This window comes from Exiguobacterium sp. UBA3491 (assembly GCF_002377745.1).
In the GTDB taxonomy this organism is placed as follows: domain Bacteria; phylum Bacillota; class Bacilli; order Exiguobacteriales; family Exiguobacteriaceae; genus Exiguobacterium_A.
Window position 1 is genome coordinate 1 of sequence record NZ_DFQK01000031.1, and the last position, 17808, is coordinate 17808.

Consider the following 17808-nt stretch of genomic DNA (forward strand, 5'->3'; position numbering starts at 1 on the left):
ACACAAGCCAGTTTTCCCGCTTCATTCAAGCAGGAAAACTGGTCTTGTTTGTCTCTGACAGCGCAAAATTGCGCTTTTTCCTGTAGGAGTGGCGTGTAACGTGTCATTCTTCTTTATACCCGGAAAGAGAATCAGAGAAGCGTTTTGTTCACTCTACATCGCTTCCTAGGGAAAAACAAGCAAGAGCGACCCTGCAGCGAAGCGAAGCGGCGCGATGCTTGTCCCAGGAAAACGATTCGAGACGAACAAAAAAGCGCAATCCTTCTCGTTAGAGAAAAATTGCACACTATCTTCAGTTTCAAAGGAAGGCGAAATTCCGCCTTCCTTTATTCGTATTGATCCAATTGTCACGAAGCAATCGTCTCGCTTCGAATTAAGGTACCTTGTTTGATGAGACGATTCGTTGCCGTTTCCGGTGGATCGCAAGTAATCAACGTAATCGTCGGGGAGACGACGGATTGATCGAGGACGGACAACGTCGTCGGTGTGACGAGACGACTTGACGTGATCCGGTACGTATACCGATGTGTTTTCGTCGTGACGATAACGGTATCGCCTTTCTTGACGTCAGGCAGACGATTGAAGTGAAGACCTTCCGTGAAGCTTCGGTGTCCGGCGAGCGCATAATTGCCTTTTCCAGGCGATCCGGTTTTCGGAATATGACCGATACTACGGTCGAGGACCGATGTCGTCGACCCCTCTAAGATGACTTGTTCGAAATCAATGCGTGGTATCGAGAGTAATCCGACACCTGATTTTGCAAGTGGTTGTTTGGTTTCTTTTGCATCGACGATTTTTAGACTGTTGGTCCATTGTTTCTTTAAATGTTCAGCTTCTTGTTCGCGCTGATAATCACTGACGAAGGGCCAAGCGATGAGTGCGATGCCTGCCAGTAAAAAAAGCAGACCGATGAATTTACGGCGTGTCATGATAAAAAGTCCTTTCGGATGCGTGAGGGCGCATCATCTTTTTTGAAAAACAGGGGAAAACTTGTCCTTCCCCGATGGAAAACGATTCTGTTATGATAAAGAGAACGATTTAAAAACATGGGGTGCAAATAGAGATGAACTATAAAACAGCAGTAGCGTTGACGTTATCGAGCACGTTATTTTTAGGTGCTTGTTCGTTCGACCTTTCGCCAAGTAGCGATACAAAAGAAGTCATTACTGAAAGTGAACAAGGTAAGGAAGTCCAAGCCGTCGTCAGTCCAGCCATTGATACGACGGATTCGTACTACCGGACGGTCTTACCGTTTCGTCCAAGCGTCGCACGTGGAATGACACAAAAACGTGTCAGTTCACGTCTTGAGCTCGATGAAATCGAAACGGGTTTAATGCGTCATTCGACACAGTTTTTTGATCCGGAAAAATACTATTACCAAGAAGGTCAGTTACTCGAAGCCGACCAAATCGCGAAATGGTTGTTGCGAAAAGGAAAAGCAGGCGATGGCGTCAGCGATCCTGAAGGTCTGAACCCAGCCTACACGTCAGGTAAGTCATATAAAGAAAAAAATCAAAAGTCACCTATGATTCTATCGCATATCTTAGAGCAAGACTACATGCTTGAAGAAGATAAGAAGCTTGAACTCGGTGGTACATCAATCGCTCTCGTCTTAAATAGTGAGTATGTTTTCCAAGATGAAAACTATGGACCGACCTATACCGTTAAACTTGATGAAAAGAAAGTCGTTGCTGAAGGGAAGCGGATGGCAAACGATTTAGTCAAGAAAATGCGTAAGACGCAGGGTATGAAGACGACACCGATTCACGTCGCCCTCTACCTCCAGGAAAAAGAAGGTTCACCGGTTTCCGGTCATTATCTCTCGTCTGCATTCATCGGTCGCGGGAATCAAATCAGCGCGAATGATTGGAAGAACTACAATGAACGCTATTACTACTACCCGTCAGCACGTGCAACGAATGATGTTCGTGATGATGCGGCGAAATTTGATTTATTCAAAGACCGTCTAGAAGACTACTTCCCGAACTACACCGGTATGATGGGGGAAGGCTTCTATCAAGAAGATGAACTTAAAAAGCTTGAAATGAAGATTCCCGTTCAATTTTACGGAAAAGCAGAACTCGTCGCATTCGTTCAGTACGTGACGTACCTGCTTGAGAATCGCTGGGAATATAATCGAAACATTCCGACGACGATCACTGTGACGAACTTGAACGGTGATACGGAAGCGATGCTATTCCTCGATCCGGATACAAAAAAACCAATCGTCAAGATTCGTTGATTTCTCCATTTACTTTATAAAGCGACATTCCTTATTTAACGGAATGTCGCTTTTTTGTATGACGAACGCTTGAAGATAGAAGTATATGAGTATGAAAGGAAGGGTATGGAAGAAGAATGATATTTTGTTTCACTTTCCCATTTTTTAGATTTACGAAAGTCAGTAGGAGAGAGCATAATGGAAGAAGAACAGTTCTATAAACGGGGACGGCGCGATGAATCGCCAGTTCTTTTAAAGAAGATGATAAAGGAGAGATCTAGATGAATGGCGGTATCTATTCACAAATCGGAGCAGTTCGAGAAGAACTACCATCGTCCTCACGAAAAGTCGCAGACTACGTCTTGACGCATATGAACCAAATTGCGCGCATGACGATCCACCAACTCGCAGAGGAGTCGGATACAAGTGCTGCTGCAGTCGTTCGCTTTTGCCGTGCACTCGGACTAAAGGGATATCCAGAGCTGCGGATGCGGATTTCGGCTGATACGGCACGCACGGATTTAAAAGGATATCATGATATCGAAAAGGATGAACGTCCTGTCGACTTGATTGAAAAAACGCTTAGTAACAGCATTCAAGCGTTACAGGATACTGCGAAGCAGTTGAATGATGAACGGATTGCGGATGCGATTAGTGTGATTGATCAGGCACGCGCGATTTATTTTTACGGGATTGGGGCATCGCATGTCGTAGCCGAAGACGCTGCTCAAAAATGGACGCGTGTCGGGAAACTAGCGATTCAAGAAACGGACCAGCATCTACTTGCGACGATCTTAGCGAATGCACGTAAAGAAGATGTCTTCTTTGCGATTTCCTACAGTGGTGAGACAGAAGAAGTCGTCGAGTTGATCCGTTTGGCGAAAATCCAAGGGCTAAAGGTTATCAGTCTGACGCGTTTCGGGGACAACCGGATCAGCCAACTAGCGGATATCGCGCTTTGGACATCACGCGCACCGGAAGCGCCGCTTCGTAGTGCAGCGCTCAGTTCGCGTCTCGCCCAACTATTTGCGATCGATGTCTTGTTCTTATCGTATGCTGCGGGACATTATGAAGACACGCTCGAACGTCTCCAATACACGCGAGAAAGCGTTAAGACACTGCATCAAAAGAAATAAGGGGGATACATATATGTCAGAACGAACTGCCGGACTAGACGCGTTGTATCCAGAAATGGTCGAGCGCCGTCGCTATTTACATCAGCACCCAGAGTTGTCGTTTCACGAAGTCGAGACCCCGCGTTATATCGCGCGACATTTAAAAGCGCTCGGAATCGAAGTCAGGACGGAGGTCGGCGGACGTGGTGTCGTCGGGTATATTCGTGGAGGAAAACCGGGAAAGACCGTCGCGTTACGCGCCGACTTTGATGCCTTACCGATTGCTGACGCTAAAGAGGTCGCGTATCGGTCGACGGTTCCGGGTGTGATGCATGCATGCGGTCACGATGGTCATACGGCGACGTTACTTGCTGTCGCAGAGACGCTCATGCAACAGCGAGAATCATTACCGGGGAACGTCGTCTTGATTCATCAACATGCGGAAGAAGTCGTTCCGGGCGGTGCACGCGATATGATTGCGGACGGTTGTCTCGAAGGGGTCGATGTCATCTTTGGAACGCATCTTTGGTCAACGATCGATTTAGGACACGTCGGTGTTCGGACTGGTCCGATCATGGCGGCGGCTGATAAGTTCGAACTGACCTTATATGGAAAAGGCGGACACGGTGCGAAACCACATGAGACGATTGATGCTGTCTTACTCGGGGCAACGATCGTTAAGGAATTACAATCGATCGTCAGTCGTCAACTCAATCCACTGGAGCCGGCAGTCGTGACCGTTGGAACATTACATGCTGGGAATACGTTTAATGTCATTGCAGATCAAGCGATGTTGACAGGAACGGTCCGAACGTTTAATGAAGCGACAGCGGACGAAATCATTGAGCGGATGGAGCAGACGATCAAAGGAATCTGTCAGGCGGTCGGAGCGACGTATCAATTTACATACGAAAAAGGGTATCCAGCTGTCGTCAACCATACGGTACCCACCGTATTGATCGAATCCGTCACACGAGAAATCTTAGGAGACAAGCATGTATTTGAAATCGAACCGACGATGGGCGGGGAGGACTTCGCGTATTATCTGCAACACGTACCCGGTGCGTTCTTCTTTACGGGAGCCGGGGACGCTTCGTATCCACCGCATCATCATCCCCAGTTTGATTTTAAAGAGCCAGCGATGCTTGACGCAGCGCGTATTCTGGTCGAAGCAACGTGGCGGTATTTAGAACAAACTGCTGAAGTATGAAAAAATCGCTCGTCTTGACTCCGAAAAGGAATCAGGGCGAGCGATTATTGTCTTTTTAACTTAAAATTTCTTGAACACGACCAACTTGTCCGTCTTCTAAGCGCACTTTGATCCCGTGCGGATGCTGCGGTGATTTCGTGAGAAGGTCTTTAACGATTCCTTCTGTTCGTTTACCTGTTCGTTGATCTTGTTTCAACACGATGCTGACTTTAAGACCAGGTGTGATATTTTTACGTGTTTTACCGTCCATCTGTAGATCCTCCCATCGTTCATTTCCTGTTTGGCTATCAGTATAACATGGTTCAGCCGGTGAAACTTGTTTGTCGCAAGGACGTAAAGTGAAAAGAGAACAGAATGTCAGAAAAAAGTTTGACTATATTTGACCAATTAAGATGTGACTTTTATAATTAAGGTAATGAAGTATAGGAAAAGGAAGTGAACTCGAATGGCAAAAGACTATTATCAAACACTCGGTGTCGCAAAGGATGCATCGAATCAAGATATTAAGCGCGCGTACCGCAAACTGGCGAAGCAATATCACCCAGACGTCAACAAGGAGGCGAGTGCAGACCAGCGCTTCAAGGATATCCAAGAAGCTTTCGATGTGCTTGGGGATGAGGAGAAACGAGCACAGTACGATCGATACGGCAGTAACTTCGACCGGATGGCAGGTGCTGGAGCTGGGGGCGCTGGAGATTATGAAGATCTGTTCCGACAGTTCGGAGGTGGTGGACGGACACGACCTGGACAATCGTTCGGATTTGAGGACATGTTCGGTTCGTTCTTTAGTCAGGAAGAAGTGTCGACCGATGAAGAGCTTGAATTGACGGTTCCACTCAGTCATCTCAGTACGAATGAAAAAGTCACGGTGCGTCTTGCGACCGGTTCGATTCAGTTGACGCTACCGAAAGATGTCTATGACGGCAAAAAAGTCCGCTTACGTGGAAAAAGTTCGATGCGTAACCGACAAGGTGTCGCGGGAGATGTTTACGTGACGATTCACCTGAAGGATGACGATCAGTTCCGACGGGTCGACCAAGACGTCATCTCGACCGTCCGCGTTCATCCGACGACACTTGTACTTGGAGGAGAAGTCGTCGCAGATACACTTGAAGGAAAACGAATTAAACTGAAAGTCAAACCGGGCACAAAACCAGGAGCACGACTTCGGATTCCAAATCGTGGTCTGAGTCAAGCGAATGGTCATCGTGGGGCATTACTCGTCCAACTCGAAGTCAAGTTACCTGAGATGGACCGCGCCTTTTATGAAGAGTGGGAACGTCAACTTGCAGTGAAGGAGTGATCAAGGATGGATTTTGAACGTTTAACGGATCGGGCACATGAGGGAATCGTCTCTGCCCAAGCGATTGCGAAACAACGTCGTCATAGTGAAATCACAGAGTGGCATTTGTTACTTGCCTTACTTGCTCAAGAAGAGGGAATTGCACGGGTCATTTTTAAAAAGTTGAATCAACGGATTGAGACATTGAATGCAGCGATTGACGAAGCGATTGGTAAGCTTCCGGCTCTGTCCCAGGCGACGACGCCACGGATCGGGGGCTCGTTGCTGAACGTGTTGACGGAAGCAGAAACGGAAGCGCGACTCATGCAGGATGACTACGTCTCCGTTGAGCACTTATTATTAGCCCTGATCAAACAATCAAGTCCAGCAGCTCAATATTTACGTCGTCAAGGCATTACGGAAGAGACACTTCGGGAAGCGATCGTCAGTATGCGAGGCAATCGCAAGGTCACGACGAAAAATCCCGAAGAGACGTTTGATGTGCTGAAAAAATATGGACGCGATCTCGTAGCGGACTTCCGGTCCGGGAAAACGGATCCAGTCATCGGTCGTGACGATGAAATTCGACGTGTCATCCGGATTTTAAGTCGGAAGACTAAAAATAATCCCGTCTTAATCGGAGAACCTGGTGTCGGGAAAACGGCAATCGTTGAAGGACTCGCGCAACGGATCGTCCGAGGAGATGTACCCGAGAGTCTCAAAAACAAGCAGTTGTTCAGTTTAGACATGAGTGCGCTCGTCGCTGGTGCAAAATACCGTGGTGAGTTCGAAGAGCGCCTGCAGGCGGTCTTGAATGAAGTCAAGGAAGCCGAAGGACAGATTCTCTTATTCATCGATGAGCTGCATACGATCGTTGGTGCCGGAAAGACGGACGGCGCAATGGATGCCGGAAACATGCTCAAGCCGATGCTTGCGCGAGGAGAATTGCACTGTATCGGTGCGACGACGCTTGACGAGTACCGAAAGTATATCGAAAAGGATCCAGCGCTCGAACGTCGCTTCCAACAAGTCCTCGTCGCGGAACCGGATGTCGAGGATACGATCTCCATTCTGCGTGGATTAAAGGAACGGTTCGAGATTCACCATGGTGTGCGAATTCATGACAATGCACTCGTCGCGGCGGCGATGTTATCCGATCGGTATATTACGGATCGGTTCATGCCGGATAAAGCGATTGATCTCGTCGATGAAGCATGTGCGATGATTCGGACGGATATGGAGTCGATGCCGGCTGAACTCGATTCCCTCGTCCGTCGGGTCATGCAGCTCGAGATCGAGGAAGCAGCATTAAAGAAAGAGACGGATGAAGCATCCCGGAAACGGCTTGCCGTCTTACAGCAAGAACTCAGTTCTGCCCGAGAAGATGAGAGTGCGCTTCGGACAAGATGGGAACGGGAAAAAGAAAGTTCGCAAAGTGTCCAACAGTTACGCGCGGATCTTGAGAAAGCGAAACTGGCGTTACAAGAAGCCGAGGGGCGCTATGACTTAAACCGGGCATCGGAAATCAAGTACGGTCAAATTCCAGACCTTGAAGCGCGTCTGAAAGTCGCGGAAGAATCATCTGAACACGTCTCCCACGAACTGGTTCGGGAAGCGGTGACGGAAGAAGAGATCTCCGACATCGTCTCGAAATGGACCGGCATTCCAGTGACGCGGCTCGCGCAGGGCGAACGGGAAAAGCTACTCTATCTCGAGGATACGCTTCATGAGCGTGTCTTCGGTCAAGACGAAGCGGTCCGTCTCGTCGCGGATGCTGTCATTCGAGCGCGAGCAGGTATCAAGGATCCGAATCGTCCGATCGGCTCGTTCTTGTTCCTCGGTCCGACAGGAGTCGGGAAGACAGAACTTGCAAAAGCCTTGGCGGCAGCGATGTTTGATAGTGAAGATCATATCGTTCGCATCGATATGTCGGAGTATATGGAAAAACACAATGTCTCCCGTCTCGTCGGTGCGCCTCCAGGATACGTTGGTTATGAAGAAGGCGGTCAATTGACGGAAGCCGTCCGACGGAGCCCGTATTCGGTTCTTCTATTCGATGAGATCGAAAAAGCGCACGGGGATGTCTTCAATATCTTGCTTCAGTTGCTCGACGATGGTCGGTTAACAGATGCGCAAGGACGTGTCGTCGACTTCAAGAACACGATCGTCATCATGACATCAAACATCGGTGCGCCCATCTTGCTTGAAGCAGCAAAAGATGGTGTCATCGATGCGGCGGAAGAAGAAGCCGTTCGCCAAGAACTGAAGCGTCACTTCCGACCGGAATTTTTAAACCGGATTGATGATACGATTTTGTTCCATCCACTCCACCGGACAGAGATTGAACGAATCATCGACAAAGCGGTCGAGAAGATGACTTCTCGCTTGTCTGGACGCGGCATTACGATTAATGTCACGGATGCTGCGAAGACGCTGATCTTTGAAGAAGCATTCGAACCGCAATACGGTGCGCGTCCAATCAACCGTTATATGCAACGGACGATTGAGACGAAGCTTGCCCGTGCTTTGATCAGTGGGGCGATTCAAGATGGTTCCCAGATTGCGATCGATGTAGCAGACGGTGAACTAGTCGTAAACGGATAAAGCAGATGCTAGAAAAAGGAGTCGACTCGGCTGAAACGAGTCGACTCCTTTTAGCGTTTACGGAAGAACCATATCCGCATCCACCAGATGCGTGATAAGCTAGAAAAAAAAGAGAAAGAGGGAACGCCATGAATGTTACACAAGCCCAACTCGAGGAGTTGATTGAGGAGTGTCGTCCGTATACGGTGCTTGGACAAGTCGCAAGTTACATCCCAGAGCTTGCGAAAGTTGATCCGGTCCAACTTGGTATCGCTGTCTGTAATGCCGACGGGACGTTCGTTTCGGCAGGTGATGCGGACACGATGTTTACATTACAGAGTGTGTCGAAGATCATTACACTGGCATTCGTCCTCGAGACATTCGGAGAAGATTATGTCTTTTCGAAAGTTGGGATGGAACCGACGGGTGATGCGTTCAATTCGATTGCGAAACTTGAAGAGACGATTCCGACAAAACCGCTCAATCCAATGATCAATGCAGGAGCACTAGCAGTGACTAGCATGTTGCCGGGAACGGATGCTGCGGATAAATTACTGCAATTGCGTCAATTCATCGCAAAACTATTGGATATTAAAGTAGAAATGGTAAAATATGACGCAGATGTCGCTGAATCAGAATTCGAAACGACAGATTTGAACCGAGCGTTGCTCTACTTCATGCGCTATCACGGCGTCATCGAAGGCAACGTTGAAGAGATCATCGACGTCTACACGAAACAATGTGCGATTTTGACGAACTGTAAAGGACTTGCCATGATGGGGAAAATTTTAAGTACATCTGGAAAAACACCATCCGGACGTCAAGTCATCTCGCGTCGTAACGCACGAATCATCCGGGCCATCATGACGACATGTGGCATGTATGATGCATCTGGAGAATTTTCTGTCCAAGTCGGACTTCCCGGAAAAAGTGGTGTCTCCGGTGCGGTCGTTGCCTGTGGTAGAAGTGATTTCGATATGGCCGATCTCGGAATCGGTGTGTTTGGTCCTTCCCTTGACGCGAAAGGCAATTCGATTGCAGGAACAAAGATGCTTGAACTACTCGTTCAACGTCACCCGTGAGCGATCTCGACTTGATCGAGTGCGTTACGCAGTTCATCCTCTAAGCGTTTGATCTGATGCAAGCGCTCTGCTTGATAAGCAGTCGGAACCTCGAATGACCGCCATCTTTCCAGTCGCTGATACGTGTCATTGATATGTCCGAGTTGCGTCTGGGTTGTTTTTAGACGATCGACAGCGGACTTTGGTTGATTCGTATAGGGACGCAAGTACTCGACCGTATAGCGGTACGCTTTCGTCGCAAGACGCAACTCATGCATCCGTTCGATACGTTTTGGACTATCCTTTCGTTGTACTTTTTCAAATTGTTCACGTTTTTTCTCATAGCGTTTCTCCGCGGCATGAATCAGTTCTTTTTCTGACATCCGCTTGAGGCGTTTTGTCATCGGACTCGCTAAAAATCGACGGACGGATCGATCCAGTTCATTTGAGATCAAGAGATGCATCGTCTCAATCAAGGTCGAACGTTTTCCTTGGAGTTGTAAGGCCACATGGTTTGCGAACAATTGGTCGATTTCTGTTTTTTTTGAAGTCGCTTCGAGCTGTACGTCGAGATCGCGCACTTCACCGAAGGCGTGCATCAGACGCTTCCAAATCAAATAGACGGGTTCTTCCGTCAACTCGACCAATCGAGCGAACGTGATCAGTTTCCGCAAGCGAATCCGGGCTTGATGGATATCTTCCGGATTTTCAAACGTTTGTGATTCTTTGGCATAATGATTGAAGGTAGACCAGGTCTCGAGTAGTTCAAAAGTCAGCTTTTCAGTATCACGATGGTTCATGAGATGAATCCCTCCTCGGATTATTTTCGTAAGAGTTCAAGAGTGCTAGGTTTTAAAATTAAGGAGGACTCCTCCTGAAATGTGGTGGAAACATGTTAGAAACAGTTACGTTCTCAGGAAAGATGAAGCAATTCATGAAAATTTTCTTTCCCATCCTCGTAACGCAAGTCGCGTTTTACTTAATTAGTTTTTTCGATACGGTCATGGCCGGTCGATATGGTTCTGCTGATTTAGCAGGAGTCGGTGTCGGAGCAAGTCTCTGGGCACCCGTCTACACAGGACTGACCGGTATTCTACTTGCCGTCGCACCGCTTGTTTCCCAAGCGATGGGAGCGAAACGCGAGCGGGAAGTCAAACGGATCGTCATGCAGGCGTTGTACGTTGCTGTCGTGATCATTGGATTGACCGTAGTCATCGGACTTATTGCTGTCAATCCGATTCTCGAACGGATGGAGTTATCAGCAGAGGCGCGTGAAGTCGCGCGAAATTATCTCGTGATGTTAGCACTCGGGATCGTACCGATGTTCGTTTTCTTCGTTTTACGAACACTCGTCGATTCATTAGGTAAATCAAATATCACGATGGTCTTACTACTAATCTCTTTACCCATTAACGTCCTTTTCAATTATCTATTCATCTTCGGAAGCTTCGGTTTTCCGGAACTTGGTGGAGTGGGCGCGGGAGTTGCGACTGCCATCACGTACTGGATTCTCTGTCTAGCGATCATCGCTGTCGTCTTCAAAGGAGAATTATTTCAACGCCTTGGGATTCTGCGGCGCTTTTACCGTCCAGATATGAAGCGAATCAAGGAATTGATTCTACTCGGTGCTCCGATTGGTCTAGCGATTTTTTCTGAAGTCAGTATTTTCTCGGCGGTCACGTTGCTGCTCGGAGCGTACGGCGATGTCATCATCGGTGCCTATCAAGCGGCCATCAACTTCGCTTCGTTTGTCTATATGATCCCATTATCTGCTGCGTCCGCTTTGACGATCACAGTCGGTTTTGAGGTCGGTGCCAAACGAATCAAAGACGCTGTCCAGTACGTCGTCATTGGATTGACGATGTGTGTTGCCGTCTCCTTGTTCTCCGGAATCTTGTTGTACTTAAAGAATGAAGAACTTGCCGCTTTATATAGTCGTGATCCTCAAGTCATCGAAGCAGCCGCACACTTCATGATTTTAGCGATTTTCTTTCAACTGTCGGATGCCGTTGCTGCACCGACGCAAGGTGCATTACGTGGATTCAAGGATGTCAACGTCACCTTCTTGTTGACGATTGCTGCCTACTGGATCATTGGACTACCATTAGGTTTTTATCTCGAACGCTATACGACGCTCGGACCAGATGGTTACTGGTGGGGATTGATCATCGGTCTTGCGGTCGGAGCAACGCTACTACTTGTTCGTCTTATGCATTTAATCCGTAAATCAAGGAGGCTGGCAGCTTGAAATTTTCAAAACAACGCATCATGACGATTGCGAAGATCATCTTGCCGATCGTCTTGATCGGATTCATTTTTTATCAAGGACAAAACGAATTGCGTAGTTTGTCGCTACAGGAATCGATTCAAGCGATTCGTCAAGTCCCATCTTGGCAGTTCATCCTGTTGATTCTCGCAGGTCTTGCGGCAGTCTCGACGATGTTCTTTTATGACTTCTTCTTATTACGTTCATTGGAGGCGAAAGCACCGATCGGACTAATTTTCCGAGCATCTTGGATTGCGAACTCCTTTAACGGCATCATCGGATTCGGCGGTCTCGCTGGGATGGCGATCCGCTCCGCTCTTTATCGACCATTCGTTGAAGGCGGTCGTTTGTTGAAGGCGATCGGCTGGATGGCACCGACGTTGATCAGTGGATTGTCCATCTTATCTGCCTTATCGCTTCTACACGTTTTTCCGGCGTTTGAAGTGCTCGATTTAAAAAAATGGCTGTGGCCCGTCATCATTGGTGTCGCATTCTTCTTTCCACTCTATCTGCTGTTCTCGTTTCGACGAGGCAATAGTAGCATCCATCCGAAATCGATTGCGTTATATTCACTCGTCTCACTCGCAGAATGGTTCAGTGCTGGCGTTGTCGTCTATCTGATCCTCGCGGCGCTCGGAACGGATGTCAGTTTCTCAAAAGTCATCGGTGTTTTCATTATCGCTGCGACAGCCGGTTTGATCTCGATGGTACCGGGTGGGTTTGGTTCGTTTGACTTAGTGTTTTTGATCGGCATGCAGCGCGCGGGTGTCGAGGAAGGCATCGTCTTGACAGGATTATTGATCTATCGTCTTGTCTACTACTTGATTCCGTTCCTGATCGGTGTCATTTTCTCAGCTCGGGAGTTCAGCGGTCCGGTCGTCAAGATGATCGAAGACAAACCGATCGTTGGTCCATCGATGGAGGTCGGGGGCGTCATTTGGCGCTTACAACTGCGATTCCTCAGTAAAATTCGTCATTTCACACTCGCGTTGATCACACTCGTTGCCGGAATCACGATCTGGGGACTGGCGATTTTACCACCTGTCTCGACGCAGTATGAATATTTGGAATCGAAATTACCGCATGAAGCGCTGTTACTCGCGAATAGTTTCTTCTTGATGGGCGGCTTATTGTTCGTCCTCTTATCGACAGCACTGTATCGTCGAACAAAACGGTCGTTATATATGATGTACGGGGCATCTTTTTTCGCATTGCTTGGAATGGCACTTCGTGGTTTTAACTTGATTTCTTTCCTTGCCGTCATCATCGTCCTCGTCTTACTACTGATGTCGCGAAAAGCATTTCACCGAGAACGAACGCTCATTACGACGACACGCTTCATCCGGGTTGCCTTCGCTGGTCTATTGTACCTTGGAGGATTCGTCTTTTTTGGATACGCCTTCTATACGCTCGGATCAGCAGATGGAACAAAAGTGTATCCAGCACACGAAATTTTCATGTTTGCAGCGAGTGCCTCTATCTTTGCGCTCGTGTATGTTCTCGTCTTCGTCCGCTTATTCAACACATTCAATCAACCGGTTCTCGGTGAGCGATTCGATGCTGAAAAGATCGAATCGGTATTGCGTGAGCAGGGTGGGAATTATTTAAGCCATCTCGCGTTTCTAGGTGATAAACGTTTCTTCTTCTCCGAAACAGGACGTTCATTCATCCAGTTCAGTCAGACCGGCAATCGGATCATGGTCCTTGGCGACCCCAGTGGAGATCCGAAGGAACATTCACAAGTCATCGCGTCTTTCTTGCGTCGCGTCGAAGATCTTGGATATATTCCGAACATCTATCAAATTCAAGCGCAAAATATGTCTCTCTATCATGATTTTGGCTTCAACTTCTTCAAACTTGGTGAAGAAGCGATCGTTGATATTCCATCTTTCACTGTATCAGGAAAAAAACGAGCTGGACTTCGGTCGATTAAAAATCGCTTTGAACGAGAGGGCATGACGTTCGAAGTGGTCGAGCCACCTATTTCAGGAACTCTATTAGCAGAACTACAAGAGGTCTCCGACGAATGGTTAGGCGGTAAGTCCGAGAAAGGCTTTTCGCTCGGTTACTTCCACGAACCTTATTTAAATCGAGCGCCGATTGGCATCATGCGTGAAGCGGAAGGACGATTGATCGGGTTCATGACATTCATGCCTGCTTACCAAGAAGGGGTCCTATCGATTGACTTGATGCGTTTTCGACCAGATGGACCGAATGGAATCATGGATGCGATGTTCATCCGACTATTCAAGTATGCGAAAGATGAAGGCTACCACACGTTCAACATGGGAATGGCTCCGCTTTCGTCCGTCGGAGAGGACGAGACGTCCTTCTGGCAAGAACGTGTGGCAGCGGATGTCTTCAATAATATTCGCTACATGTATAGTTTCACCGGTCTACGACGATACAAAGAAAAGTACGATCCAAAATGGGAAGGACGATATCTTGCTTACCGAAAGCGTCAATCGTTACCGATGGCAATCTTAAAAGCAACGCGTCTGATTTCTCGAAAGAAAGACCGGATTTTATTACCATGATCGACTGACGCATGAAGTCGACAATCGACGGGTATACAAAGGGCGACCCTTTGTCTAAGGACAAACGGGATCGTCCTTTTATAATTTCGTTTAAATGTACAAAGGTCTATACAACTAGAATTAATCGCGTTATACTAGATACGGAAGCAAGTCATGGAACGGATAGAGAAAGGAAGATGCCAGATGACAGTGATCATCAATGCCCGGATTTACACGGGGGAGCAGACGATTGAAGACGGCTTCATTCGTTTTGACCGAACAATCGAGGCGATTGGACCCATGTCGAAATTCGAGGAAATCGCAGGAGAAGAGACGATCGATGCGCAGCATCAATCACTCATTCCGGGAATGATCGATGTGCATATTCATGGGGGATATGATGTCGATGTCATGGATGGAGATGCCGAAAGGTTGCATCATTTCAGCCGACAGATGTTACAAGAAGGCGTGACGTCCTTCTTAGCGACGACGATCACCCAAGATTGGGCAGACATCACACGAGCGCTCGAGACGGTGCGAACAGTCGTTGAGGAAGAGGACACGACGATCGTCGGCGTTCATCTTGAAGGACCATTCATCAATCCGGATTATGCGGGTGCACAGCCTCACGAACATATCGTCGAACCGGATGTCGAGCAGTTCTTGAAATGGCAAGAAGCAGCTGGCAATACGATCAAGCTCGTCACATACGCTCCGGAACGCCCGGGAGCACGGGCGTTCGAAGAAGCGGTGCGCTTGACGGGTGCGATTCCGTCAGCCGGACATACAGACGCGACGTATGCCCAAAACCAAGCCGGTCACGTCACGCATGGTACCCACCTCTACAATCAAATGCGGGCACTTCATCACCGAGAACCAGGCACGGTCGGATATTGCCTCCTGACACCAGACGTCTATGCGGAGATCATTCCGGATGGGATTCACAGTGCGCCAGAAATGGTCGACTTCGCCTACCGAATGAAAGGCGCAGATCGACTGATCGTCATCACGGATGCGATGCGTGCAAAAGGATTAGCTGATGGTGAATATGAGTTAGGTGGTCAGGCTGTATTCGTTCGAGACGGTGCGGCACGTCTTGAAAACGGTAGCTTAGCTGGAAGTGTCTTAACGATGGACGCCGCCTTACGGAATATCATCGCCTATACAGGCTGTTCGCTCGAAGAAGCGGTCCGCATGACATCGGTCAATGCGGCAAAAGAACTTCAATTGACTCAAAAGGGAAGCCTCTCGGTCGGCAAGGATGCGGACATCGTCCTGCTCGACGAAGCGCTACACATTCAAGAAACGATTCATGGTGGTACGCGACACCGGATCACGAACGGAAAGGAGTCTACCTCATGAAATGGATGATCGTAGAAAAAGGAGAAGAATTAGCACAGGTGGCCTATCAATTTTTGAAACAGGAAATTGAGCGTCACCCGGAAGGTTTGACGGTAGGACTGGCAACGGGAAGTTCACCGGTCGGCGTCTATGAAGAATGGCGGAAGGACTCGCTTGACTGCAGACATGTGACGACGGTCAATCTAGATGAATATGTCGGTCTCAGCCCGGCGCATCCACAAAGTTATCATACGTTCATGCAAGAACACTTGTTTAATGACGTACGTTTCAAGGAGTCTTTCGTACCAATCGGGAATACGGAAGATCCGGTTAAAGAAAGTGAACGATACGAGGCGCTCGTGCGCAAGCGAGGAATCGATATCCAATTGCTCGGAATCGGAGCGAATGGACACATCGCTTTCAATGAACCTGGTACGCCGTTCGATGCGAAGACACACGTGACGGAATTGACGGAATCGACGCGAGAAGCGAATCAACGTTTCTTTGATCGATTGGAGGAAGTACCGACGAAAGCGATCACGATGGGAATCGGTACGATCATGGAAGCAAAAAAAATCCTTCTCGTCGCTTCAAGCGAACGAAAGGCAGAAGCCGTCCGCGATATGATGGAAGGGGTCGCGACGACGGATTGTCCGGCGACCGTACTCAAACGCCATGCCGATGTCATGGTGATCCTCGACGAAGAGGCCGCCTCTTTATTGTCAGATGACGCTAAACGTACGGGGCGGGCTGCTTATTTGAATTTCATGAAAGCATGATGGAGAAACACGAATGAATTACAAGGTACAGAGCCACCCCGTCAATTGGCTTTGTACCTTTTTGTGGTCCTTGAAAGAAGGGAATAAAGCCCGGTCTCATGCGATTTTATATTTTAAGGCGAGATAGGCGAGGAAATCACGAAAGACGACATGCTGGTAGCATTCATGCTAATCAGGCAAAGTGCCACGATACCGGAAATTATTTTAGATGCAACTATTCTGTGCGGTTTCTTTAATCGAAACGTAAATTGACATTTCATTAAATGTCCGGATAATGGAGATTAGCGAACTTTACGGAAAATTTACATGAAAATGAGGGTTTACATGATGGAAACGCGATCCGCACGAAAGAGACAGCCAAGTGCTGGCAAGATGTTCATGAAAGTCGTCGCTGCACTCGTCCTGCTCGTCACAATCATCGGTTCTGGTTATGCTGGAGCTGTTTTTATCAAAACGCAAGAAACATTGGCAAAGACGCAGATTAAGATTCCTGGCTCAAAGGTGAGCTCTAAATATGATGATGTTCCGTCTGAATCATTCTTGATTCTCGGAACGGATGAAACGAAAAAAAGCAAGGAACGTCATGAACCAGCTCGTTCAGACGTCATGATCGTCGGAATTTTGAACAAAAAGACGGAGCAATTAGTGTTGACGAGTATTCCACGTGATTCACTCGTGAACATCGATTATTCGAAGTATGATATCCCTTACGGCAAGACAGGTGTTGAGCAAGATAAGATCACGCATGCCCTTTACTTCGGTTCGATGGATAAATCGAATTCCTACAACGGCATTAAATTAGCACGTGAAACGACAGAAAACCTACTCGGCATTCAAATCGATCACGTCATCAAAGTTAATTTCCAAGGATTCGTGCAATTGATTGATGCATTAGATGGTGTGGATATCGATGTGCGATATGCGTTTAAGGAGCAAGATTCAAAACGTAAAGCAGGTACCATCACCGTCGATAAAGGGATGCAACATTTGACGGGGGAACAGGCACTCGCCTATGTCCGGAACCGTCATGATGATCCGCTCGGTGACATCGGTCGCGGACAAAAACAAATGCAAGTCATTCAAGCGGTCGCAAAAGAAGCGGCAAGTTTCCGTTCGCTCAGTGCATACCGTGATATTTTGGATGCCGTCGGTGATAACGTCGAAACAAACTTAGGACCGAATGATTACACACGCTTAGCAGATTTCACGGCAGCACTACGTAATACGACGGAGTATCAGCTCGCTGGAGAAGGCTATATCGGCGTCAGCGGGAAATGGGAATACCATCTCGATCCGAATCAACTGGAACAAGTGAAAGGCAACTTGGCGAAGGCGATGCAAGGTCAAGAAGTCAAGCCAATCACAGACGAGACGGACGCTGCACAAGATACGACAGAACAAGCACCAGAGACAGAAACGGTCCCTGCGCAGTAA

At 48.0% G+C, this 17808-nt stretch carries 14 protein-coding genes; 11 read left to right on the top strand and 3 right to left on the bottom strand.

The annotated features are described in order from the left end of the window. Positions 1-347: 347 nt before the first annotated feature. A complete protein-coding gene (locus tag B4F99_RS12015) occupies positions 348-929 on the bottom strand; it encodes a class D sortase (RefSeq protein WP_290758231.1) in 582 nt (193 codons plus the stop codon). 134 nt (positions 930-1063) lie between these two features. Here B4F99_RS12015 and B4F99_RS12020 point away from each other — a divergent pair, with 134 nt between their 5' ends. From B4F99_RS12020 to B4F99_RS12030, 3 genes are all read left to right on the top strand, one after another. Then, positions 1064-2242, top strand: coding sequence for a CamS family sex pheromone protein (locus B4F99_RS12020; RefSeq protein ID WP_047394974.1), 1179 nt, complete (start codon positions 1064-1066; stop codon positions 2240-2242). Positions 2243-2502: 260 nt separating this feature from the next. After that, complete coding sequence (locus B4F99_RS12025) at positions 2503-3357, top strand: MurR/RpiR family transcriptional regulator (protein ID WP_290758236.1); 855 nt, start codon at positions 2503-2505, stop codon at positions 3355-3357. Between the two features lie 13 nt (positions 3358-3370). After that, positions 3371-4546: a M20 metallopeptidase family protein gene (locus B4F99_RS12030; protein ID WP_290758239.1), complete on the top strand. Its 1176-nt coding sequence runs from the start codon at positions 3371-3373 to the stop codon at positions 4544-4546. A gap of 55 nt (positions 4547-4601) precedes the next feature. On the opposite strand, the gene B4F99_RS12035 is transcribed toward B4F99_RS12030, so the two are convergent. Then, positions 4602-4796, bottom strand: a complete 195-nt coding sequence (locus B4F99_RS12035; RefSeq protein WP_290754208.1) for a YwbE family protein — start codon at positions 4794-4796, stop codon at positions 4602-4604. Positions 4797-4991: 195 nt separating this feature from the next. Here B4F99_RS12035 and B4F99_RS12040 point away from each other — a divergent pair, with 195 nt between their 5' ends. The 3 genes from B4F99_RS12040 (at position 4992) to glsA (ending at position 9493) form a co-directional block, all read left to right on the top strand. Then, complete coding sequence (locus tag B4F99_RS12040) at positions 4992-5849, top strand: DnaJ C-terminal domain-containing protein (protein WP_035412324.1); 858 nt, start codon at positions 4992-4994, stop codon at positions 5847-5849. Between the two features lie 6 nt (positions 5850-5855). Continuing rightward, a complete protein-coding gene (gene clpB, locus B4F99_RS12045) occupies positions 5856-8432 on the top strand; it encodes an ATP-dependent chaperone ClpB (protein ID WP_290758242.1) in 2577 nt (858 codons plus the stop codon). A gap of 128 nt (positions 8433-8560) precedes the next feature. Beyond that, positions 8561-9493, top strand: coding sequence for a glutaminase A (gene glsA, locus B4F99_RS12050; protein WP_290758245.1), 933 nt, complete (start codon positions 8561-8563; stop codon positions 9491-9493). On the opposite strand, the gene B4F99_RS12055 is transcribed toward glsA, so the two are convergent. Beyond that, positions 9484-10272 (bottom strand): CHAD domain-containing protein, encoded by a 789-nt coding sequence (locus B4F99_RS12055; RefSeq protein WP_214856372.1) that lies wholly within the window; start codon positions 10270-10272, stop codon positions 9484-9486. The two genes, glsA and B4F99_RS12055, sit on opposite strands and share 10 nt — an antisense overlap. A 92-nt stretch (positions 10273-10364) precedes the next feature. On the opposite strand from B4F99_RS12055, the gene B4F99_RS12060 reads away from it, so the two are divergent. The 5 genes from B4F99_RS12060 (at position 10365) to B4F99_RS12080 (ending at position 17808) form a co-directional block, all read left to right on the top strand. Further along, a complete protein-coding gene (locus B4F99_RS12060) occupies positions 10365-11720 on the top strand; it encodes an MATE family efflux transporter (protein WP_290758250.1) in 1356 nt (451 codons plus the stop codon). Further along, positions 11717-14275 carry a bifunctional lysylphosphatidylglycerol flippase/synthetase MprF gene (mprF, locus tag B4F99_RS12065; RefSeq protein WP_290758253.1) on the top strand — a complete coding sequence of 853 codons (2559 nt, stop codon included), beginning with the start codon at positions 11717-11719 and terminating at the stop codon, positions 14273-14275. The genes B4F99_RS12060 and mprF overlap by 4 nt, the downstream gene beginning before the upstream one ends. A 183-nt stretch (positions 14276-14458) precedes the next feature. Further along, entirely contained in the window at positions 14459-15616 is a 1158-nt protein-coding gene (gene nagA / locus B4F99_RS12070; protein WP_290758256.1) for an N-acetylglucosamine-6-phosphate deacetylase, read from the top strand. After that, complete coding sequence (gene nagB, locus B4F99_RS12075; RefSeq protein ID WP_290758259.1) at positions 15613-16374, top strand: glucosamine-6-phosphate deaminase; 762 nt, start codon at positions 15613-15615, stop codon at positions 16372-16374. Before nagA ends, nagB begins: the two co-directional genes overlap by 4 nt. 327 nt (positions 16375-16701) lie before the next feature. Further along, on the top strand, positions 16702-17808 hold the full coding sequence (locus tag B4F99_RS12080) for an LCP family protein (protein ID WP_290758262.1): 1107 nt from the start codon (positions 16702-16704) through the stop codon (positions 17806-17808).